This is a genomic window from Nocardioides salsibiostraticola, assembly GCF_054783655.1.
The window spans coordinates 557,667-578,729 of the sequence record NZ_BAAGQD010000014.1 but is presented as its reverse complement, the minus strand read 5'-3'; the positions used below and the strand labels follow the sequence as shown (position 1 = coordinate 578,729).

General features: G+C 67.6%; 15 protein-coding genes. 3 read left to right on the top strand and 12 right to left on the bottom strand.

Going from position 1 to position 21,063, the window contains the following annotated elements; all coding sequences use genetic code 11:
- Nucleotides 1-52: 52 nt before the first annotated feature.
- From ACYVLV_RS10125 to ACYVLV_RS10105, 5 genes are all read right to left on the bottom strand, one after another.
- The gene (locus ACYVLV_RS10125) at nt 53-1,873 is read right to left on the bottom strand and encodes an AMP-dependent synthetase/ligase (protein ID WP_460809614.1); all 1,821 of its coding nucleotides are present in this window, start codon (nt 1,871-1,873) and stop codon (nt 53-55) included.
- Between the two features lie 333 nt (nt 1,874-2,206).
- Nucleotides 2,207-3,106: an aminoglycoside phosphotransferase family protein gene (locus ACYVLV_RS10120; protein WP_460809613.1), complete on the bottom strand. Its 900-nt coding sequence runs from the start codon at nt 3,104-3,106 to the stop codon at nt 2,207-2,209.
- A gap of 2 nt (nt 3,107-3,108) precedes the next feature.
- On the bottom strand, nt 3,109-4,998 hold the full coding sequence (gene lepA / locus ACYVLV_RS10115) for a translation elongation factor 4 (RefSeq protein ID WP_460809611.1): 1,890 nt from the start codon (nt 4,996-4,998) through the stop codon (nt 3,109-3,111).
- A 40-nt stretch (nt 4,999-5,038) separates the two neighbouring features.
- Nucleotides 5,039-6,763: a thiamine pyrophosphate-dependent enzyme gene (locus ACYVLV_RS10110; RefSeq protein WP_460809610.1), complete on the bottom strand. Its 1,725-nt coding sequence runs from the start codon at nt 6,761-6,763 to the stop codon at nt 5,039-5,041.
- Nucleotides 6,764-6,845: 82 nt separating this feature from the next.
- Nucleotides 6,846-8,426 (bottom strand): FMN-binding glutamate synthase family protein, encoded by a 1,581-nt coding sequence (locus ACYVLV_RS10105; protein ID WP_460809609.1) that lies wholly within the window; start codon nt 8,424-8,426, stop codon nt 6,846-6,848.
- Nucleotides 8,427-8,461: 35 nt separating this feature from the next.
- On the opposite strand from ACYVLV_RS10105, the gene ACYVLV_RS10100 reads away from it, so the two are divergent.
- Both ACYVLV_RS10100 and rpsT read left to right on the top strand, forming a co-directional pair.
- Nucleotides 8,462-9,430 (top strand): phosphotransferase family protein, encoded by a 969-nt coding sequence (locus ACYVLV_RS10100; protein ID WP_460809608.1) that lies wholly within the window; start codon nt 8,462-8,464, stop codon nt 9,428-9,430.
- Between the two features lie 108 nt (nt 9,431-9,538).
- Nucleotides 9,539-9,799 carry a 30S ribosomal protein S20 gene (gene rpsT / locus ACYVLV_RS10095; protein WP_460809607.1) on the top strand — a complete coding sequence of 87 codons (261 nt, stop codon included), beginning with the start codon at nt 9,539-9,541 and terminating at the stop codon, nt 9,797-9,799.
- Nucleotides 9,800-9,916: 117 nt separating this feature from the next.
- On the opposite strand, the gene holA is transcribed toward rpsT, so the two are convergent.
- The 7 genes from holA to ACYVLV_RS10060 form a co-directional block, all read right to left on the bottom strand.
- Complete coding sequence (holA, locus tag ACYVLV_RS10090) at nt 9,917-10,885, bottom strand: DNA polymerase III subunit delta (protein WP_460809605.1); 969 nt, start codon at nt 10,883-10,885, stop codon at nt 9,917-9,919.
- Between the two features lie 41 nt (nt 10,886-10,926).
- The gene (locus ACYVLV_RS10085) at nt 10,927-13,257 is read right to left on the bottom strand and encodes a ComEC/Rec2 family competence protein (RefSeq protein ID WP_460809604.1); all 2,331 of its coding nucleotides are present in this window, start codon (nt 13,255-13,257) and stop codon (nt 10,927-10,929) included.
- A 38-nt stretch (nt 13,258-13,295) separates the two neighbouring features.
- Nucleotides 13,296-14,315 (bottom strand): helix-hairpin-helix domain-containing protein, encoded by a 1,020-nt coding sequence (locus ACYVLV_RS10080; protein WP_460809602.1) that lies wholly within the window; start codon nt 14,313-14,315, stop codon nt 13,296-13,298.
- A 97-nt stretch (nt 14,316-14,412) separates the two neighbouring features.
- The gene (locus ACYVLV_RS10075) at nt 14,413-15,582 is read right to left on the bottom strand and encodes a nucleotide sugar dehydrogenase (protein ID WP_460809601.1); all 1,170 of its coding nucleotides are present in this window, start codon (nt 15,580-15,582) and stop codon (nt 14,413-14,415) included.
- 52 nt (nt 15,583-15,634) lie between these two features.
- Nucleotides 15,635-16,501, bottom strand: a complete 867-nt coding sequence (locus ACYVLV_RS10070) for a DegV family protein (RefSeq protein WP_460809598.1) — start codon at nt 16,499-16,501, stop codon at nt 15,635-15,637.
- 36 nt (nt 16,502-16,537) lie between these two features.
- Nucleotides 16,538-19,057 carry a leucine--tRNA ligase gene (gene leuS, locus ACYVLV_RS10065; RefSeq protein ID WP_460809595.1) on the bottom strand — a complete coding sequence of 840 codons (2,520 nt, stop codon included), beginning with the start codon at nt 19,055-19,057 and terminating at the stop codon, nt 16,538-16,540.
- A gap of 258 nt (nt 19,058-19,315) precedes the next feature.
- Entirely contained in the window at nt 19,316-20,254 is a 939-nt protein-coding gene (locus ACYVLV_RS10060) for an alpha/beta hydrolase (RefSeq protein ID WP_460809593.1), read from the bottom strand.
- 47 nt (nt 20,255-20,301) lie between these two features.
- On the opposite strand from ACYVLV_RS10060, the gene ACYVLV_RS10055 reads away from it, so the two are divergent.
- Nucleotides 20,302-21,063, top strand: a complete 762-nt coding sequence (locus ACYVLV_RS10055) for an SDR family NAD(P)-dependent oxidoreductase (RefSeq protein WP_460809590.1) — start codon at nt 20,302-20,304, stop codon at nt 21,061-21,063.

Genomic DNA, 21,063 nt, shown 5'->3' with positions numbered 1-21,063 from the left:
ACGGGCGTCCGCGGCCATTGGCCGCGAACGCCCGTGCGTCAGAAACAGAGACTCAGTTGTAGAAAGCCGCGATCCGCTCGGCGTTGTTGGTCTCCACGACGTTGCGCTTGACCTTCATGGAGGGGGTCAGCTCCCCGGACTCGATGGTCAGGTCGTGGTCGAGGATCTCCCACTTCTTGATGGACTCCCAGCGGTTGACCTTCTCGTTGAGTTGGTCGACGTAGCCGGACACCATCTCCTGAACCTTCTCGGAGTTCACGATCTCGGTGTAGGACTTGCCGGCCATGCCGTTCTCGGCGGCCCAACCCTCCATCGCGTCGGGGTCCAGGGTGATCAACGCGACGACGAAGTTGCGGTCGTTGCCGAACACCATGAACTGGCTGGCGTAGGGGCACACGGCCTTGAACTTCGACTCCAGGGCGTTGGGGGCGATGTACTTGCCACCCGAGGTCTTGAAGAGGTCCTTGATGCGCCCGGTGATGGTGAGCATCCCGTCCTCGTCGATCGACCCCTTGTCGCCGGTCCGGATGAATCCGTCCTCGGTCAACGTCTTGGCGGTCTCCTCGGGGAGGTTGTGGTAGCCGTCCATCGTGTGCGGGCCCTTGATCAGGATCTCGTCGCCCTCGCCGAGCTTGACCTCACTGCCCGGGAACGCCGAGCCGACGGTGCCGAACTTGTACTGGTCAGGGTGGTTGACGAAGGCACCCGCGGAGGTCTCGGTCAGGCCGTAGCCCTCGAGGATCACGATGCCGGCGGCGTGGAACCACTCGGCGATCTCCTGGTTCAGCGCGGCCGCACCGGAGATGAAGAACCGCACCCGACCACCGAAGCGGTCGCGGACCTTGCTGTAGACGAGCTTGTCGAACAATCCGTGCTGGACCTTCATGCCCAGCGGGATCGACTTGCCCTCGCGGATCAACCGGTCGTGCTCGATGCCGATCTTGAAGGCCTGGTTGAACAGCTTCTCCTTCAATCCACCGTCCGAGGCGGTCATCGTGACGATCCGGCCGTGAGCCTTCTCGAAGATGCGCGGCGCGGCGCCCATGAACGTGGGCTTGACGACCCCGAGGTTGTCGACGATCTTGTCGACGCGCCCGTCGATCGCGGTCGCGAAACCACAGGCCAGCTGGGTGGAGAGCAGGACCTTGCCGAACGAGTGGGCCATCGGCAGCCAGAGGAACTGCAGGTCGCTCTCGTCCAGGATGTCCTGGGCCTTGATCGCCGCACCCTCGTAGACCCACGACTGGTGCCGCAGGCGGACGCCCTTGGGGCGGCCGGTGGTGCCGGAGGTGTAGATCAGGGTGGCCAACTGCTCGGGGGCGATCTTGTTGATCGTCTCCTCGATGATGCCCGGGTGCTCGGCGAGGAACGCGTCGCCGAGTTCGGCGAGGGTCTCCATCGTGATGACCCAGTCGCCGTCCGCAGCCCCGTCGAAGGTCACGACCTTCATCAGGTGCGGCAGCTGGGACTTGTTCTCCTTCAGCTTGGCCAACTGGTCGTCGTCCTCGGCGAAGACGATGCGGCACTCGGAGTCACCCAGGATGTAGCCGGTGTCCTCGGAGTTGGTGGTGGGATACACGGTCGTGGTCGCACCCGAGGCGGCCATGATCGCGAGGTCCGCGAGGATCCATTCGTAGCGCGTTCCCGCGGCGATTCCGACTCGCTGCTCGGGCTCGATGCCCAACGAGAGGAGACCGGCGGCGAGGCTGCTCACGCGGTCACCGGCCTGCTTCCAGCTGACGGACTCCCAGGCCTCACCACGCGGGTAACGGAACGCTTCGGCCTCCGGGGACATCGCCACGCGGTCGAAGAACAACACCGACATGTTCTGAGGAAGATTGTCGACGAAGTTGGGGTCGTGGTTGACGGGCATGGCACTCCTATGACGACGGCAAGGTTTCTGGTGAGTAACCTAGATCACTCGCCACCATAAGGGGTGCAGTCTCGCCGGTTGTAGCCCAATCCTTACCAATCTTTCGGTCCGCTCATCATCAACCCCGTCTGGTACTCCCCCACGAAGTTCGTCGTATGGCCCCACGAAGTTCGTCAGATGGGACCGCGAAGTTCGTCAGATGGGACCGCGAAGTTCGTCAGATGGGGTGTCGAGATCGCCCGCTGCCTATGTCTAGCTGCGTCGAGGGGCCGATCGGCGTACTTCGGAGCCCCATTTGGCGAACTTCGTGAGCAATGGTGGGAGACGGGACGGCTAGTCCTGGACTGCTTTCGCCACGGCGAGGCACATGGTGAGGTAATCGGGATCCGGACCGGCGGGCCCGGAGGCATCGATCGCCCAGGCTGCGTTGAGGATCATCCGCAGCACCACCCAGTCCCGCGCCCGGTCCTCGTCGAGGCCAGCCGCGTCGATGAGTGCGTGAAAGCGGCGGCGTACGCCCCCGCGAACATCTCCCTCGAGTTCCTCGAAACGGTTCCACAGCATCGGTGCGACTTCGTAGTGGGGATCCCCGCTCATCGGCTTGGGATCGATCACCAGCCACGCGGAACGGTCCGCAGCCAGGACGTTCTCGTAGTGCAGGTCGCAGTGGATCATCGTCCCGTCGGTGAGTTCGTCGCTCTCCAGTCGCCGCCCCAGAGAGATGGCCTGTTCGACCATCCGACGCGGGATAGCGACGTCCCGCCCCAAACGCTCCAAGCTCCCGACCCACCGGTCGACGTACGACGAGAGCGTTCGCAGTTGCGGCACCGCCGGCACATGGATCGAGGCATAGAGTCCGGCCACTATCTCGCAGGCCTCGATGTCCCACAGATCCCTCAGATCGGTTCCGTGCAGCTTCTCGAGCAGCAGGGCGCGACGACGCGGGTCCGCCCGCAGGAGTCGTACGGCGCCACGCCCGTGCCAGTGCTGGAGCGCCAGGTGTTCGTGCTCGGACTCGTCGTCGGGGAATCCCACCTTGAGCATCGCCGGCTCACCGGACGCCGTACGGACCGGTACGACGACCGCCGTGTAGCCGTGGGTCGGTGGACCCTCGACGCTCAACCCCCACTGGTCCAGGAGGTCCTGGACCAGGCGCGGGAGCCCGTCCACCCAGGCGGCCCCGTCCGCTCCGCGTCCCGCCATCGCCTCGACGGCATCAGGCAGTCGGATCACGGCTACTTCTTGCCGGACTCACCTGCGGGAGCGTTGGACAGAGCAGCGATGAAGGCCTCTTGGGGGACCTCGACGCGACCGACCATCTTCATCCGCTTCTTGCCCTCCTTCTGCTTCTCCAGCAGCTTGCGCTTGCGGCTGATGTCGCCGCCGTAGCACTTGGCGAGCACGTCCTTGCGGATGGCGCGGATGTTCTCCCGAGCGATGATCCGGGCGCCGATGGCGGCCTGGATCGGAACCTCGAACTGCTGACGCGGGATGAGTTCCTTGAGCTTGCCGGCCAGCATCACGCCGTAGCCGTAGGCCGCGTCCTTGTGCACGATGGCCGAGAAGGCGTCGACCGGCTCACCCTGCAGCAGGATGTCGACCTTCACCAGGTCGGCAGCCTGATCCCCGGAGCGTTCGTAGTCCAGCGAGGCGTAGCCCTTGGTCCGTGACTTCAGGGCGTCGAAGAAGTCGAAGACGATCTCACCCATGGGCAGGACGTAGCGCATCTCGACCCGGTCCTCGGAGAGATAGTCCATCCCCTGCAGGTTGCCGCGCTTGGACTGACACAGCTCCATGATCGTGCCGATGTGATCGGACGGGGTCAGGATCGTGGCCTTGACGACCGGTTCGCGGACCTCGGCGATCTTGCCCTCGGGGTATTCACTCGGGTTGGTCACCGTGACGACCTCGCCGTCCTCCATCTCCACCTCGTAAACCACGTTGGGCGCGGTCGAGATGAGGTCGAGGTTGAACTCGCGCTCCAGGCGTTCACGCACGATCTCCATGTGCAGCAACCCCAGGAAACCGCACCGGAACCCGAAGCCGAGAGCACCAGAGGTCTCGGGCTCGTAGGCGAGCGCGGCGTCGTTCAGCTGCAACCGCTCCAAGGCGTCTCGCAGCGTCGGGTAGTCGTCGCCGTCGATCGGGTAGAGCCCGGAGTAGACCATCGGGTTGGGGTGCTTGTAGCCACCCAACGACTTCTCCGCCCCGTGGTACTGGCTGGTGACGGTGTCGCCGACCCGGGACAGACGCACGTCCTTCACCCCGGTGATGAGGTAGCCGACCTCACCGACCCCGATCTCCTTGGCCTTCACCGGTTCGGGGCTGATCACGCCGACCTCGAGCATCTCGTGCACCGCACCGGTCGACATCATCTTGATCCGGTCCCGGTGCTTCAGCGCGCCGTCGACCACTCGGACGTAGGTGACCACGCCGCGGTAGGTGTCGTAGACCGAATCGAAGATCAGGGCTCGTGCGGGTGCGTCGGCGTCGCCGACGGGGGCGGGGGTCTGCCGCACGATCTCGTTGAGCAGTGCCTCGACCCCGAGACCGGTCTTGGCGGAGGTCTGCAGGACGTCGGAGGGGTCACAGCCGATGATTCCGGCCAGTTCGGCGGCGTACTTCTCCGGCTGGGCCGAGGGGAGGTCGATCTTGTTCAGCACGGGAATGATGTGCAGGTCGGCCCCTAGGGCCAGGTAGAGGTTCGCCAGCGTCTGGGCCTCGATGCCCTGCGCGGCATCCACGAGGAGTACGGCGGCCTCGCACGCCTCCAGGGAGCGCGAGACCTCATAGGTGAAGTCCACGTGTCCCGGGGTGTCGATCATGTTCAGCACGTAGTTGCCGGCCGGGGAGTTCTGCTCGTTGTCCTCGGGGACCGTCCAGGGCATGCGCACGGCCTGCGACTTGATCGTGATGCCGCGCTCGCGCTCGATGTCCATGCGGTCGAGGTACTGCGCCCTCGCGGCACGCGCGTCCACCACACCGGTCAACTGCAGCATCCTGTCGGCCAGCGTCGACTTGCCGTGGTCGATGTGGGCGATGATGCAGAAGTTGCGGATGATCGCGGGGTCGGTCTGGCCGGGCCGGAACTGCTTGGTGGCCTTGGCTTCGTCGGAGCTGGACACGGATCACTCTCGTTGCAGGGACAGAACGCTCAGTGTCCCATCACTCGGGAGAGTCCACGAACTCGCGCATCTTTGCGATCGCGAAACCCCAGCCCTGCTCCAGCGTGGGCGCCGGTGGGAGTGCGATCTCATCGGGGTTGGTCACCACGTCGAGCAGGATCGGGCCGGGGTGGGCCATCGTGTCGCGAACCGCGTCGTCGACGTCGGCGGCCTTCTCCACCCGGATGCCGCGCATCCCGATGGCCTCGGCGACCTTGGCGAAGTCCGGGTTGTCCAGCATCGTGCCGAACTCGGGCAGGCCGACCTGTTCCATCTCCAGCTTCACCATGCCCAAGCGGCCGTTGTTGAAGACCACCAGCTTGACGGGCAGATCGTGGGAGACCGCGGTGATCAGGTCGCCCATCAGCATCGACAGGCCGCCGTCGCCACAGAACGCGATGGCTTGTCGCTGACGGTCCAGGGCAACGGCGCCCAAGGCCTGTGGCATCGCGTTGGCCATGGAGCCGAGGTTGTAGGACCCCAACAGGCGCCGGGTGCCGCTCATCGTGACGAAGCGGGAGAGCCACACGGTCGACATACCGGTGTCCGTGCTGAACACGGCGTCCTGGGCTGCGTGCCGGTCGACGGCAGCTGCGAGGAGTTCCGGTCGGATGCGCCTCTCGGGGTTGTCGACCTTGCGCCGCAGGAAGCCCATCGGCTTCTTCTCGTACGCCGGGTCGGTGAAATGCGACTGCCCCTTGCGCCACAGGTCGTAGGCCGTGCGCGCATGGTCGAGGTGCGAGCGGTCCTCCACCCGCTCCAGCATCGGCAGGAGTTCGGTCAGGGCCGCCTTGGTGTCGGACACGATCGCGTGGTCCACCGAGATCCGCCGGCCGACGTGCTCGCCGCGCAGTTCGATCTGCACCACGGTCTTGCCCTCGGGCAGGAACCCCGGGTACGGGAAGTCCGTCCCGACCAGCACCAGCACGTCGCAGCCAGCGAAGGCCAACGCCGTCGAGGGATTCCCGATCAGGCCCGATTGACCGATCTCGTACTCGTTGTTCGCCTCCAGGACCTGCTTGGCCTTCAGCGTGAGCACCATCGGAGCCGCGAGCCGCTCAGCCAGGGCCATCACCTCGTCCCGAGCGTGCATCGCCCCCTGTCCGACGAGCAGGGTCGTGCTGCCCGCGGCGTTGATCGCCGCAGCAGCGTCGCGCAACGCCTCGGCCGAGGGTCCGGGGACCGGTAGGTCGGTGACGAACCGAGCCGGGAGGGTTCCCTTGGCGAGATCGAGACCGCCCACGTCACCGGGGAGCGTGAGCACCGCGACACCCTGCTCGGCGAGAGCGGCGTTCCCGGCCTGCTCGATCAGACGGGGCAGTTGGGCGGGATCGGTCACGGTGGCGGAGAACACCGAGACGTCAGCGAACAGGACGTCGTTGTCGACCTCCTGGAAGAAGTCGCTTCCCATGTCCTCCCGAGGGACCTGCCCGCAGATCGCGAGCACCGGGGCCTTGGACTTCTTCGCGTCGTACAGACCGTTCAGCAGGTGAATGGCTCCGGGGCCCACCGTTCCCATGCACACACCCAGCCGGCCGGTCAGTTGGGCCTGGGCCCCGGCGGCGAAGGCGGCCACCTCCTCGTGGCGCACCCCCATCCACTCGATGCGGTCCTCTCGGCGGATGGCGTCGGTGACCGGGTTGAGGGCATCTCCGACGACTCCCCACACCTGGGTCACTCCGTGCTCGGCCAGGGACTCGACGAGGTGTTCGGCAACGGTGGTCATGGTGGTCTCCTTCGATCGGTGTACGTCGCGGGTCGGTACCCGCCTGGGTCAACGAGCCCTCAGGGACGCGCCCTCGGGTGGTTCAGGGGGCGAAGCTGTCCGGGTCGGCGCGGCGCCAGTCGTCCTGCCACGCCGCGGGTGGGGCGGTGAGCAACTGCTTGTCCTCCAAAGCGTCGCCGAGGTCGGCGTAGGACAGGATCTCGCCGTGGATGACGCGTCGGCGCAACATGTGCGGGCGCAGGTCCTCGAACGAGTCGCAGCCCATCGAGGCGACGATCTGCATCGCCTGATCGACGGTGTTGCGCTGGTAGGCCGCCACCCGGTGGGTCTTGTCCGGGACGTGAAGGGCCCGGGTCCGGCGCGGATCCAGCGTCGCGACGCCGACCGGGCACTTGTTGGTGTGACAGGCCTGCGCCTGGATGCAGCCGACCGCCATCATCATGGCGCGCGCCGAGTTGGTGTAGTCGGCCCCCTGGATGATCCGTTTGACGACATCGACCCCGGTCGCGACCTTGCCGGAGACACCGATCTTGATCTGGTCCCGCAGCCCGAGGCCGACCAGGACGTTGTGCATCGTGATCAGCCCCTCGGTCAGGGGCATCCCGACGTGGTCGGAGTACTCCACGGGAGCGGCTCCGGTCCCGCCCTCGGCGCCGTCGACGGTGATGAAGTCGGGGGTGATGCCTTCCTCCAGCATCGCCTTGCCGATGGCCAGGATGTCGACGCGGGAGCCCACGCAGAGCTTGAAACCGGTCGGCTTGCCCTCGGCCAGTTCTCTCATGTGACCGATGAAGCGGACCAGTTCGCGCGGGGTGGAGAACACCTGGTGGTAGGCGGGCGAGATGACGCTCTGACCCTTGGGTACGCCGCGGGTCCGGGCGATCTCCTCGGAGACCTTGGCTCCTGGGAGCACGCCCCCGATCCCCGGTTTGGCACCCTGGCTGAGTTTGAGGTGCACCATCTTGACCTGCGGGTCCCGGGCCTTGTCGGCGAACTGCTGGGCGTCGAAGCCCCCGTCCTCGGTGCGGCAACCGAAGTACCCGGACCCGATCTCCCAGATCAGGTCGCCCTCGTGGCGGTGGAAGGGCGAGATCGCCCCCTCCCCGGTGTCGTGGGCGAAGCCGCCGATGGCCGCACCACGGTTCATCGCCTCGATGGCGTTGCCCGACAACGATCCGTAGCTCATGGAGGACACGTTGAGCAGGGAGATGTCGTAGGGCTGGGTGCACGCAGGGCCCCCGATCCGCACTCGCGGTGGGGTGACCATCTTCGCCTTCGGTGCCGTGGAGTGCACGAGGTACTCATAGCCGATCTCATAGAGGTCCCGTTCGGTGCCGAACGGATGCTCCTCCTTGACGTCCTTGGAGCGCTGGTAGATCGAGGAACGGGTGTTGCGGTCGAACGGCGTTCCGTCGAAGTTGCGTTCGATGAAGTACTGCTGCAACTCGGGACGGATGCTCTCCATCAGGAAGCGCAGGTGCCCGATGACGGGGTAGTTCCGCAGGATCGCGTGCTCGGTCTGCTTCAGGTCGAAGATCGCGACGGCGACGACCATGGCAACGATCGCAACGAGAAGAACCCAGCCCCAACCACCGATCGCGGCGGCCAAGGTGGCGAACAGTCCGGCGACGATGAGAGCGATGAGCACATAGAAACGGACCATGCCTCGAGTTGTATCAGGTGGCGCAGCATCGCTTCGTGCACCAAGATGTCGCCGTGACCCGGACGCCGTACCCCGCCCCGGTGGGAGCCACCGCCCGTCGGGTGGAGTGGCATTTCCTCCCGCCGTGGCTGCGCGCCGAGATCGAGCACATCTGCGGCTCCCCCGTCGTCACGGCCGAGTCGCGTGACAGCGGTTTCACCCCGGGGATGGCCTCGGTACTCACCTGTGCGGACGGCTCCCAGCACTTCGTGAAGGCCGCTTCGGACAAGGCCCAACGGATGTTCGCGCAGTCCTATCGTGAGGAGGCCGCCAAACACGAGCACCTGCCCCCCGGGACGCCGGCGCCGGAGCTGCTCTGGATCCGGGATGCCGACGACTGGATCGTGCTGGGTTTCGAGTTCGTCGAGGCGCGGTCCCCACATCGACCGTGGACGAGTGCTGATCTGACCTCAGCACTCGCCGCGACCGCCCGGGTCGCAGAGCTGCTCACTCCCCCACCGGCGGCATTGCAACTGGACACCATCGCCACCGAGATGGCCACCTTCCCCGGGCTGTGGGCGCACGTGCGCACCAGCCGTCCCGATCTGCCTCATCTGGACGAGGCAGCCGCGCTGGCCGCCCGCTTCCTCGAGGTGACCGTCGGGAACACCGTGGTCCACACCGACCTGCGCGACGACAACATCCTGATCCGCCCCGACGGGGAGGCCCTGGTGTGTGACTGGAACTGGCCGGTGCTCGGGGCGGCTTGGGTGGACACCGTGATGCTGTTGCTCGGCCCCCGGGGTGACGGAATCGATGTGGAGACGATCCTGGCGACGAACCCCCTGACGCGCGAGGTCCCCGCGGACAGCATCGACAGCGTGATCGCCCTGGTGACCGGCTACTTCTTCCGTTCCGGGGATCAACCGGTGCCGCCCACCTCCCCCCACATCCGCGATCACCAGCTGTGGCAGGCTCAGGTCGGTTGGGACTGGCTCGCCGAGCGGCGGGGCTGGACCTCCTGATTTGGGCAGGGTCTCGGCCCGCTGTTAGTCTTGCCCGTCGCGCCTTCGGCATGCCGTGCGCGCCCTGACTTCACCATTCCACCACCACGACAGACGAGGGTTCACCTAGTGGCCAACATCAAGTCCCAGATCAAGCGCAACAAGCAGAACGAGAAGGCTCACGAGCGCAACAAGGCCGTGAAGACCGGACTGAAGACCGCTGTGCGCAAGTTCCGTGCCGCCGCTGAGACCGGTGACAAGGACGGCGCCGTCGCCCTGGGCCGCGACGCCTCGCGCATGCTCGACAAGGCCGTGTCCAAGGGTGTCATCCACAAGAACCAGGCGGCCAACCGCAAGTCGGCGATCGCCAAGACGTCCTCCTCTCTCTGAGCGAGATCGACTGATCTTCACCCAGGCGCTGTCCCCTTTCGGGGACGGCGCCTGAGTCGTTCTCCTACCGTCCTATCGGTCGGCCAGCAGTCCGTCAGCCGGTGGTCGGCTGGGAAGTCAGTCGCGCAGGCCGGCGACGGTGAGCACCAGCCGCTCCAGGGTGTACGACGGGTCGCTGGCTGCGCCCTTGATGTCCGCGTCGGCCTGGGCCACCGCCCGGATCACCCGCGCGATGCCCGCGTCGGACCAGGATCGCGACTGGGCCTGCACCATCTTCACCTTCCACGGTGGGACCCCGATCTCGCGGGCGAGGTCCCCCTCGCGCATGGCTCGAGGCGCGCCCTTGTAGCGGGCGATGCCCCGGGCGCTGCCAGCGAAGGCCGAGGTGACGAGGACCGCGGGGGTGCCGCCGTCCAGGGCCCATCGCAGTTCCTCCAAGGCCGCCTGACGACGACCCGCGAAGGCGGAGTCGGCCACCGCGAAGGACTTTGCCTCGGCCCGCCCGCCGAAGTAGAGCTTGACCCGATCGATGGTCAACGCCTGGTCCGGGAAGTCGTTGGTCAGCTGGTGCGCGGCCGCCGACAGGGACCGCAGATCAGCACCCACGGCGATGATCAGGAAGTCGACCGCCTCGGGTTCGATACGACCGCCGTAGCGCCGGATCTCGCCGGTCACGAACGGGCCGATATCGCGGGCCTTCATCTCGCCGGACTTCGATTCGTTGACCGTCTTGAGTTTGCGGAGCTTCGTCAGCACCCCCGACCCCTTCTGTCCACCGCCGTGGACGAGGACCAGCGCGACGTCCTCGACCGGTGCGGCGGCGTACTCCAGCAGCCCGGCCACGGACTCCTCGGGCAGGTCCTCCAACGACCGCACCACCACGCACCGCACCGAGGAGAACAGCGACGGTGCTGACATCTCTCCGAGGGCGGAGAGCGTGAGGTCCCCGGCCATCGCCTCGGAGAGCTCGGCCTCGGGGTCGTAGGCCTTCACCGCCGCCCGCACCGCGACGACGGTGCGTTCGCGCAGGAACTCCTCCTTGCCGGTCACCAACGTGACCCGGCCCATCACCTCACCCGACTGCATGGGAGCACTCTGCCACCCGGGGCCGACAGGGCGCCGACCCCTCACCGCACACCGTCGGTGCCCACCAGAACCAGCCCGTCCAGGTCGGTGCGGGCCACGGTGGCGCCATCCCCCGCCAGGGCATCGAGCACCTCGGTCGCCGGGTGACCGTAGTCGTTGTCCTCGCCCACCGAGACAAGCACCGTTTCGGCTCGTAGCGACCTGAGCCAGTCGAGGTCCTGGTAGCGGCTGCCGTGGTGTGGCACCTTCAGGACGTCGACGCGCAGATCGGGCAGGGTCTTGGCCAACACCCCTTGGCCGGGGGGCTCCAGGTCACCGGTCAGCAGGATCCGCACCCCGCGCACGACCGCCAGAAGCACGACGCTTGCGTCGTTCGCAGCGGTCCCGTCCCCGGCGGCCGAGGTCGGCGAGCCGTCCAGCGGCCAGAGGACCTGCAGAACCACATCCCCTGTGCGACGGCTCTGGCCATACGCCGCCGCGACGGTCTGCTGCCCTGCGGCCGTCGTGGTGTCCTGCACCTCCTCCACCCCTGAGGTGGGATCCAACATCCGGGTCGTCTCGATGGCTCCGATCTCCCGGCCCCGCAGCGCGCCGGTCAGGCCGTCCACGTGGTCGGCATGGAAGTGAGTCAGCACAACCAGGGGTAGTGCGGTGACGCCGAGGGTGTCCAGACACCGATCGACCGCGTCCGGGTCCGGCCCCGCATCGATCAGCACCGCCTGACCGGAGCCGGCGTTCAGCACCAGTGCGTCTCCTTGCCCCACGTCGCACATGGCGGCGACCCAATCGTCGTCCCGGACTCCACCGGGTAGGCCACCCGGCCAGCCAGGGAACCCGGGAACGGCGGGCAACCGGGCCAGCAGCACGAGGACGAGCACCGCTGCCAAGCACAGCGTCAGCACCCGCCGCCGCAGGAGGTGCGGGGTCAGCAGAGCGCCGACCATCGTGAGCCCCACCAGGGCGGACAGGGCGAGCGCGCTGGTCCCCCAGTCCACGGCCGCTCCGGGCAGGTCGGCGCCGCGTTCGGCGATCAGGACGATCCACGACACCGACCATCCCGCCAGGGTTCCGCACAGTTGCCCCAGACGATCCGAGACCAGACCGAGGAGTCCCCCTGCGAGGCCGAGGACCGTGGTCGGCCCCACGACCGGTGCCACCAGGAGGTTGGCGGCCACGGCGACCAGGCTGATCTGGCCCGAGATCGCCGCGATCACCGGCGTGCACGCCACCTGCGCAGCCAGGGGTACGGCGACCGCCTCGGCGAACCACCGCGGGACCCAGGTCGCCAGGGCGTCGCGGCATCCCGGTCCGAGGAGCACGATGCCAGCGGTGGCCAGCACGGACAGCGTGAAACCAACCGACGTGCTCAGCTGGGGCTGGATGAGCAGGAGGCCGACCACCGCGACTCCAAGTCCGCGTAACGCGCGCTGCCGTCCGTCCAGGCCCATGGCCAGGAGTCCCACCGCTCCCATGGCCGCAGCGCGGACCACGCTGGGTTCGGTCCTGGCCAGCAGGATGAACCCGGCGATACCAAGCGCGCCCACGAGCAGCAGCCAGCGCCCCCTGACCCCCACCCATCGGGCCAGGACGAGGAGGAACCCCACCACCAGCGTCAGGTTGGTGCCGGATACCGCGGTGAGGTGGGTCAACCCTGTTGTGCGGAAGTCCTGCTCGAGCTGTTCGTCCAACCCCGCATCGTCACCGTCGACCAAGGCCGGGACCAGGGCGCGCTGATCCTGGGGTCGGTGGCTGACCGCGTCCCGGATCGAGGCACGAACCGCCGCCGCGCCGCGCCACCACGGGCTCGGCCCACTCACGACGGTGGGGTCACGGGCACTGGGCAGGAGGGCTGCGAGCTCGGCGTCGTCCGCCGCCGCCAGGCGCGCTGTCGTCTCCACCCGGGAGCCGAGGTCCACCTGATGCCACGCCGGCCCGCCGAGCACCAGCACCTGACTGCGCACGTCGAAGGTCTGCCCCCGGCCGGTGACCGTCTCCACCTTCAGCCGCACCACCTCGAGGGGCGCGAACCGCCCCGGGACGGTTCGGGGGTCGGACACGACGGTCCCCACCACGGAGACCACGGCCCGCTCCTGGGCCCAACGACCCACCGGCCCGGAGGCCGCCGCGTGCTGGCGGAGCATCGCGGTGCCGAGTGTGGCCGCGAAGACCAGGAGACAGCCGACGACGGTCAGCACACCTCTGCGCCGGGGTCGGCGGACCACCACGAGGGCGAACAGCCCTGATGCTCCCAGCACCCACACGGCGTACGGCCCCAGGCTCGCGGTCAGCGCCCCGGCCCAGGCCGCCAGGCCGAGCAGCGGCATCCGTAGGTCGGTGGCTCGCTCCTCGGTCGTCTCGGGGACTCCCGTCATCCTGGCTGTCACCTCGCCAGCCACATCGGCCCGAGTTCTCACACGGTCGCGTAGGGAGCGATCTGGGCCAGGGTCTTCTCGCCGATCCCGTCGACCTCCAGCAGTTCCTCCACCGCGGTGAAGCCGCCGTTCTGCTCGCGCCAAGTGATGATCGACGCCGCCGTCACCGGGCCGATCTGGGGCAGCGTCTCCAGCTCAGTCTGACCTGCGAGGTTGAGGTTGACCAGGACGGTGGGGCCCGCCCCGCCCGACGCGGTGGTGCCGGTCGGCGCAGGGGCCGGGGCCGCCCGGGCACCGACCACGATCTGTTCACCGTCGATCAGGATCCTCGCGAGGTTGATCGAGGTGAGGTTCACCCCTTGTTTCGCGCCTCCGGCCGCTTTGACCGCATCGATGACCCGTGACCCCGTGTCGAGGACCGCGATGCCGGGTCGGCGTACCTTTCCAGCCACGTCCACGGTGACCGTGGCGGCCGTGGTGGCGGGGCTGGTCGTGGTGGGGCTGGTCGTTCCGGCGACCGGAGGCTCCCCAGGTGCAGGTGCAGCAGCAGGGGCCGCGGCCGGTTCCTCGGGTAGGTCCACCAGCGGTGGGGCGGGAGCGTTCGCAACCGGACCCGTGACGACCTCGCGGGCGTCTCCTCGCACCAACCACCAAGAGGTCAGGGCCATCGCCATCGCGATGATCACAGCGACGCTCGTCAGGTGTGCGGGCTGCAGCGTGACCCGGCCCTGCAGCGTCTCGGGGAAGAAGGCCGACCAGGTGCGCGGTGTCCGCGAGGAGTGCCGTCCCGGCAGCGCCTCATCGGAGGGCTCGGCCGCATCGAACTCGTCGGACCCCTCAGTCGCCTCCGGGACCAGCACCAGCGGAGCCCTGGCGGCACTGATCCGGGTGTGGTCGGACCACCACTCCCCACCTACCGCAGGAGCCACGGACCCAGGCAGGTCCTCCTCCGGAGCGGGAACCGTCTCGACCCGTGATGCCGCCAACTCGGCCGACAACTGAGCCAGCCGTCGTGAGACGGCTTCCTCGTGCTCGGAGGGTGGACGTCGCGATCGCATGTCAGCGAGATTAGGAACTTCGGGTCAGGTATCCCGACGTGTGAGGCTCAGTTGTGGAAACGACCGGTTCCCGAGCCCTCTGTGGAGAACGGGTGGGTCAGTCGGAGCCGAAGAGGTCGCGGGTGTAGACCTTGTCGGCGACATCAGCCAGCTCGGGGAACATCCGGTTCGCCACGATCAGGTCCGAGGCAGCCTTGAACGCCTCGAAGTCCTCGAAGACCTCCGACCCGTAGAAGTCACCCTGCTCCAACTCGGGTTCGAACACGATGACCCGAACCCCCTTGGACTTGATCCGCTTCATCACCCCCTGCACCGAAGAGAACCGGAAGTTGTCCGACCCCGACTTCATGATCAACCGATGGATCCCCACCACCCGCGGTTTGCGGTCCAAGATGTCGAACGCGATCACATCCTTACGCGTGGTGTTCGCATCCACGATCGCCCGCACCAACGTCTGCGGCACATCTTGATAGTTCGCCAACAACTGCCGCGTGTCCTTCGGCAAGCAGTACCCGCCGTACCCGAACGAGGGATTGTTGTAATGCGTCCCGATCCGAGGATCCAACCCCACCCCATCGATGATCTGCCGCGTGGAGAGATCGCGCGACATCGCAAAGGAATCCAACTCGTTGAAGAACGCCACCCGCATCGCCAAATAGGTGTTGGCGAACAACTTGATCGCCTCCGCCTCGGTGGCCCCGGTGAACAACACCGGAATGTCCTGGGCCTCCGCACCCTCGACCAACAACGCCGCGAACCGGCGAGCCCGCTCCGAGTCCTCCCCCACCACGATCCGCGACGGGTGCAGATTGTCGGCCAACGCCCGACCCTCCCGCAAGAACTCCGGGGAGAACATGATGTCGTCGGCACCGTCGGCGATCAACGAGGCGACATACCCCACCGGGATCGTGGACTTGATGACCATCACCGCCCCCGGATTCACCCGACGAACCTCCGCAGCAACCGCCTCGATCGAGGAGGTGTCGAAGTAATCGGTCACCGGGTCATAGTTCGTCGGCGTCGCGATCACCACGAAGTCCGCCTCCGCGTAGGCCACCTCCGGATCAGTGGTGAACCGCAGACCCAACCCGCCCCGCGCGAGCACCGCCTCGATATCGACGTCCTGGATCGGGCTCAACCCCCGATTCAACAGATCCACGCGACCGGCGTCGAGGTCCAACCCCACGACCTCATGATGCCGGGACAGCAGAACAGCCACCGACAACCCGACATACCCCAAGCCAGCAACAGCGATACGAGTGGTCACCGGAGCATGGTCGCAGACCGCGGGCCCCGGTCAGTCACCTGTCAGTCACCGATCAGTAGCGTCGAGGCGCCACGCACACCGCGATCATGCCCGGCCCGACGTGAGCACCGAGTACGGCGCCCAGTTCGCCACACCAGACGTCGCGGCCCGACAGGTTGTCGGCCAACCGCTCGGTGAGACGCTCGGTGAGTTGGTCGGCGCGTTCGGGATTGGCCAGGTGGGCCACGCACACGTCGACCTGTCCACCGTCGGCCTCCTCGGCGGCACGCACGGCCAGTTCCTCCAGGCGGGCCAGCGCCCGACCGGAGGTCCGCACCTTCTCCAGCGAGCCCACGACCCCGTCCTCGATCTGGAGCAGGGGTTTGACGGCCAGCGCCCCGCCGAACAGCGCGGCGGCGGCTCCGATGCGGCCCCCGCGTCGCAGGTACTCCAGCGTGTCGACGTAGAACAGCGACGAGCACGCGGCCGCACGCCGTTCGGCGGCGTCCGCTGCATCGTCGACCGAGCGACCCTCTCCGATGGCTTGGGCAGCCGCCAACGCCGCGTAACCGGTCGCCACCCCGACCTGTCGGGTGTCTACGCACAGCACCCGCACCGAGGCGTCACGGGCAGCCAGTTGGGCGGCTTCGAAGGTTCCGCTCATGTCGCCGGACAGGTGCACGCTGACGATCTGCCGGGCCCCCATCGAGGCGGCTTCCTCATAGGCCTCCAGGAGTGCAGCGGGTGCCGGCCTTGAGGTGCTGACCGGCCGGTACTCCCGCAGCGCATCAGCGACCCGCTCGGGCGTCGCGTGTTCGCTGCCCTCGTCGTAGGACTCCGCCCCGATCACCACCTGCAGGGGGACGACACGGATGCGGTGCTCCGCCGCGACCTCAGCGGGGAGACTGGCGGTCGAATCGGTGACCACGGCGATCGGCATGGGGCGAAGAGTATCGGGCTCGCCCCACTGGGCCGATCACACGACGATATTGACCAGCTTCGGCACCCGAACGATCACCTTGCGGATCTCCCGCCCGTCCACGGCGCGCTGAACCGTTTCGTCGCCGAGGGCCAGCGCTTCGAGGTCGGACTCACTGATGTCGGTGGCCACCTCCAGGCGGGCCCTGACCTTGCCCTGGATCTGGACGATGGCGGTGACCGTCTCCTCCACGAGCAACGTCTCGTCGACGGCAGGCCAGCCGGCACGCGCCACCGTCGGCTCGTGTCCGAGCCTCTCCCACATCTCCTCGGCGGTGTACGGCGCGACGAGGGACAGCACAATCGCAACCGCCTCGACGGCCTCACGCACCGCGGGGTCGGCCGGGCCGCAGCCCGAGTCGATGGCCTTGCGGGTGACGTTGACCAACTCCATGGTGCGCGCCACCACGACGTTGAACCGCTGGATCTCCAGCAGTCCCTCGCACTCGTGGATGGTCTTGTGCGTGGCCCTGCGCAGCCCGACATCGCCAGCATCCGGCGAGACGCCGGCCTCGGAGGTGACGTCACCGGACAGGCGCCAGGCTCGGGTCAGGAACTTCAGCGCTCCACCAGGGGACATGTCCGCCCAGTCGATGTCCGCCTCGGGCGGTCCCGCGAACACCATGGTGAGCCGGACCGCGTCGACCCCGAACTCATCGATGGTCGTGCTCAGGTCGACCCCGTTGCCCAGGGACTTGCTCATCCCCCGGCCCTCGTTGATGACCTCGCCCTGGTTCAGCAGCGCCGAGAAGGGCTCGGCGAAGTCGATCATGCCCAGGTCGTTGAGCACCTTGGTGAAGAAGCGGCTGTAGAGCAGGTGCAGGATCGCGTGCTCGACCCCACCGACGTACTGGGCGGCGGGCATCCAGTCGCGCACGGCCTGCGGATCGAAGGGGCCCTCGGTGAACTGCGGGGAGCAGTAGCGGAAGAAGTACCAGCTCGAGTCGACGAAGGTGTCCATCGTGTCGCTGTCCCGCTTTGCCGGCGCCCCGCACGACGGGCAGTCGACATTGACCCAGTCCTCGGCGGCCGCCAACGGCGAGACCCCCTTCGGCTTGAGGTCGGACCCCTTCAGATCAGGCAGGACGACAGGCAACTGGTCCTCGGGGACCGGGACCTCGCCGCACGTGTCGCAGTGGATGATCGGGATCGGCGCACCCCAGTAGCGCTGGCGGCTCAGCAGCCAGTCGCGCAGGCGGAAGTTGATCGTGCGGGTGCCGGTGCCCTTGGCCTCGAGCCAGTCGATGATGGCGGCCTTGGCCTCCTCGATCTCCAGCCCGTCGACCGATACCTCGGCGTTGGCGGAGTTGATGGCCGGTCCGGTGCCGACGTACGCCTCGCCTCCGTCGGCCTCGAAGGCCTCGATGCCCTCGGTGGGCTCGACGGTGCGGACGATCGGGAGACCGAACTTCTTGGCGAACTCCCAGTCGCGCTGATCCTGACCGGGGACGGCCATGATCGCGCCGGTGCCGTAGTCGGCCAGGACGTAGTCGGAGGCCCAGATCGGGATCTCGGCGCCGGTGACCGGGTTGACGGCCCGTACCCCCAGATCCACGCCGGTCTTGGGCCGGTCGGTGGCCAGGCGGTCGATGTCGGAGGCCTTCTTGACCTCGGCGCGGTAGTCCTCGAGCGCCTGGGCACGCTCGGGTGCGCAGATCTCGGCGGCCATTTTCGCGTCGGCCGCGACGACCATGAACGTCGCCCCGAACAGGGTGTCCGGACGCGTGGTGAAGACGCGGATGGGTTCGAGATCCCGGTCGGTCGCGACGACGCGGAAGTCGACGTGCGCGCCCTCGGAGCGTCCGATCCAGTTGCGCTGCATGGCCAGCACCTTGGAGGGCCAGGTGTCCTCCAGCGGGATCATGTCGTCGAGCAGACGCTGGGCGTAGTCGGTGATCTTGAAGTACCACTGGCTCAGCTCACGTTTGGTGACCTCGGCGCCGCAACGCTCGCAGGCTCCGGCCACGACCTGCTCGTTGGCCAACACCGTCTGGTCGTTGGGGCACCAGTTCACCGGCGAGAACTTGCGATAGGCCAGGCCCTGCTCCCGGAACTTCAGGAACAGCCACTGGGTCCAGCGGTAGTACTCGGGGTCGGAGGTGTTCAGTCGGCGCGACCAGTCGAAGGAGATGCCGTAGCGCTTGAACGAGTCGGCCTGGGTCTCGATGTTCGCGTAGGTGAAGACCGCCGGGTTCTCGTCGCGCTTGATCGCGGCGTTCTCGGCCGGCAGCCCGAAGGAGTCCCAGCCGATGGGGTTGAGGACGTCGTACCCCCTCTGCCACCAGTAGCGGGCCAGCACGTCGTGCAGCGCCATCACCTCGGCGTGACCCATGTGCAGGTCCCCGCTCGGGTAGGGGAACATCGTCAGCGCGTACTTCTTCTCGGCGCCCTCGGGGCCGCTGCCCGCACGGAACGGGTCGAGCTCCTCCCAGACCGGCAGCCACTTGTCCTGGGTCGCGACGACGTCGTACGTCGCCTGCTCCTCGCCGGTGCTGGTGGGGCCGGTGGGCTCGGTCATCGGGTTCCTCTTCCGTGTGCGATCTGTGCTCTACGTGCTGCTGACATGAAAAAACCCCTCGCACGGGAGGGGTGGCCGTACGGATCGTCGAAGGATCAGTACGGCTGGTCAAGGTGCAGCGGCGCGGTGTTCATGGCCCCACGATAGCGCTCGGCGGGCGGACCGGCCCACCGCAGTGCCCGGTCGGGTCAGCGGTGGCCGCCGAACTACTGAGCGAACGGACCTAAATGCGACCAGAACGGTCGATTCGAGGCTATTTCAGCTCGTTGTGTCAGTAGTTCGGTGAGATGGATGAGGTGCGACGGCCTCGCTGAGGAACGCGACCTGCGCAGCGACGGACTTCTCGAACGGCTCGCCTTCATAAATCTCGAAGTGACCGATGTCCATCCGCTCCACGTGCACCGCGCCCTGGGCCCGTTGAGCGACCTTCTCCACTGCGGAGGGCGGGGCAATGCTGTCCTGCGCGGCGACGACCAGCATCAAGGGCATGTGCAGTTTGTCCGCCACGCTGACCGGTCGGTTCATCAGGATCGGCAGGATGCCTCGGGCAAGCATCCGGTTCTCGAACGTCGGGCCCATGATCAGGGAGTAACCGGACTCGCCATCGTCCGAGGTGATCGCGGCCAGGGAGCCCGGCGGTCCCACGATGGGGATCGTGTGCGGCTCGCGGCGCAGAGCGGCGCGGCCCAGGTCGAGAAGCGAGTGCCCGGTCAGCCGAAGGAGTTGGAGCGGGCCGGCGTACTGGAGGATCTGGAGGACCGCTGCGAGTCCGTCCATCGCTGCGCCCTGGGAGATGACGGCCGCGATGCGTGGGTCCTGCGCCGCCACGGCGACGACGTGACCGCCGGAGTAGGAGCTGCCCCACAGTACGACGCGGTCGGGGTCCACGCCGGCCATCGTGCGGGCGTACTGGATCACCGCTCGGTAGTCCTCCCGATGGCGCCGGTGGTCGACGCGCTGACGGGGCTGGCCCTCGGAGGCACCGAACCCGCGGTAGTCGAAGATGACCACGTCTGCCCCTGCGGCCTGGAAATGCTCCGCGAACGGCGTCAACCCGGCGTCGCGGGTGGCCCCGAAGCCGTGTGCCATCACCACGACCGGCCGTCCCGCATCGTTGGTCAGGGCCTCGTTGGTGGCCGAGTAGTGCCATGCCGAGAGGCGTACGCCGTGGCTCCAGATATTGATGTCGGTCCGCATGCGAGGGACCCTACGCTTGCTTCCCAGCGCCCCTTAGTCTGTCCGATATGACTATGGATGAGATGTTCCGACTGGACGGCAAAGTAGCGATCGTGACGGGCGCCTCGAGCGGGCTCGGGGTCGCCTTCGCCCAGGGGCTCGCGGAGGCCGGGGCCGATGTGGCCCTCGGCGCACGACGGATCGATCGACTCGCCGACACCGCAGGACTGGTTGAGAGTGCCGGACGCCGGGCCCTTGCGGTGGGCACGGACGTGGCCGACCCCGACTCGTGCTCCGCGCTGGTCGCCGCCGCGATGGAGGAGTTCGGCCGGGTCGACATCCTGGTCAACAACGCCGGAGTGGGGACCGCGGTCCCCGCGACGCGCGAGACCCCCGAGCAGTTCCGCAGCGTCATCGACGTGAACCTCAACGGCTGCTATTGGATGGCCCAGGCCTGCGGTCGCGTGATGCAGCCCGGGTCCTCGATCATCAACATCTCCTCGGTCCTGGGGTTGACCACCGCTGGACTCCCCCAGGCCGCGTACGCCGCCTCGAAGGCCGGACTCATCGGCCTGACCCGCGACCTGGCCCAGCAGTGGACCGGTCGCAAGGGCATCCGGGTCAACGCGATCGCTCCAGGATTCTTCACCTCGGAGATGACCGAGCAGTACCCCGAGGGTTACCTCGACGCCATGGGTGCCCGGATTCCCATGGCCCGCAAGGGTGACCCCGCCGAACTGGCCGCCGCCGTGGTGTTCCTGTCCTCGGCCGCGTCGGGCTACATCACCGGCCAGACGTTGCCGGTCGACGGCGGCATGACCATCACCTGA

What these genes read in the sequence shown, in the direction of transcription:
- ACYVLV_RS10055 (WP_460809590.1), top strand. Translation starts at nt 20,302, where the DNA reads ATGACTATGGATGAGATGTTCCGACTGGACGGCAAAGTAGCGATCGTG.
- ACYVLV_RS10060 (WP_460809593.1), bottom strand. Translation starts at nt 20,254, where the DNA reads ATGCGGACCGACATCAATATCTGGAGCCACGGCGTACGCCTCTCGGCA.
- ACYVLV_RS10080 (WP_460809602.1), bottom strand. Translation starts at nt 14,315, where the DNA reads ATGCGATCGCGACGTCCACCCTCCGAGCACGAGGAAGCCGTCTCACGA.
- ACYVLV_RS10110 (WP_460809610.1), bottom strand. Translation starts at nt 6,763, where the DNA reads ATGACCACCGTTGCCGAACACCTCGTCGAGTCCCTGGCCGAGCACGGA.
- ACYVLV_RS10085 (WP_460809604.1), bottom strand. Translation starts at nt 13,257, where the DNA reads ATGACGGGAGTCCCCGAGACGACCGAGGAGCGAGCCACCGACCTACGG.
- ACYVLV_RS10070 (WP_460809598.1), bottom strand. Translation starts at nt 16,501, where the DNA reads ATGCCGATCGCCGTGGTCACCGATTCGACCGCCAGTCTCCCCGCTGAG.
- holA (WP_460809605.1), bottom strand. Translation starts at nt 10,885, where the DNA reads ATGCAGTCGGGTGAGGTGATGGGCCGGGTCACGTTGGTGACCGGCAAG.
- leuS (WP_460809595.1), bottom strand. Translation starts at nt 19,057, where the DNA reads ATGACCGAGCCCACCGGCCCCACCAGCACCGGCGAGGAGCAGGCGACG.
- ACYVLV_RS10105 (WP_460809609.1), bottom strand. Translation starts at nt 8,426, where the DNA reads ATGGTCCGTTTCTATGTGCTCATCGCTCTCATCGTCGCCGGACTGTTC.
- ACYVLV_RS10125 (WP_460809614.1), bottom strand. Translation starts at nt 1,873, where the DNA reads ATGCCCGTCAACCACGACCCCAACTTCGTCGACAATCTTCCTCAGAAC.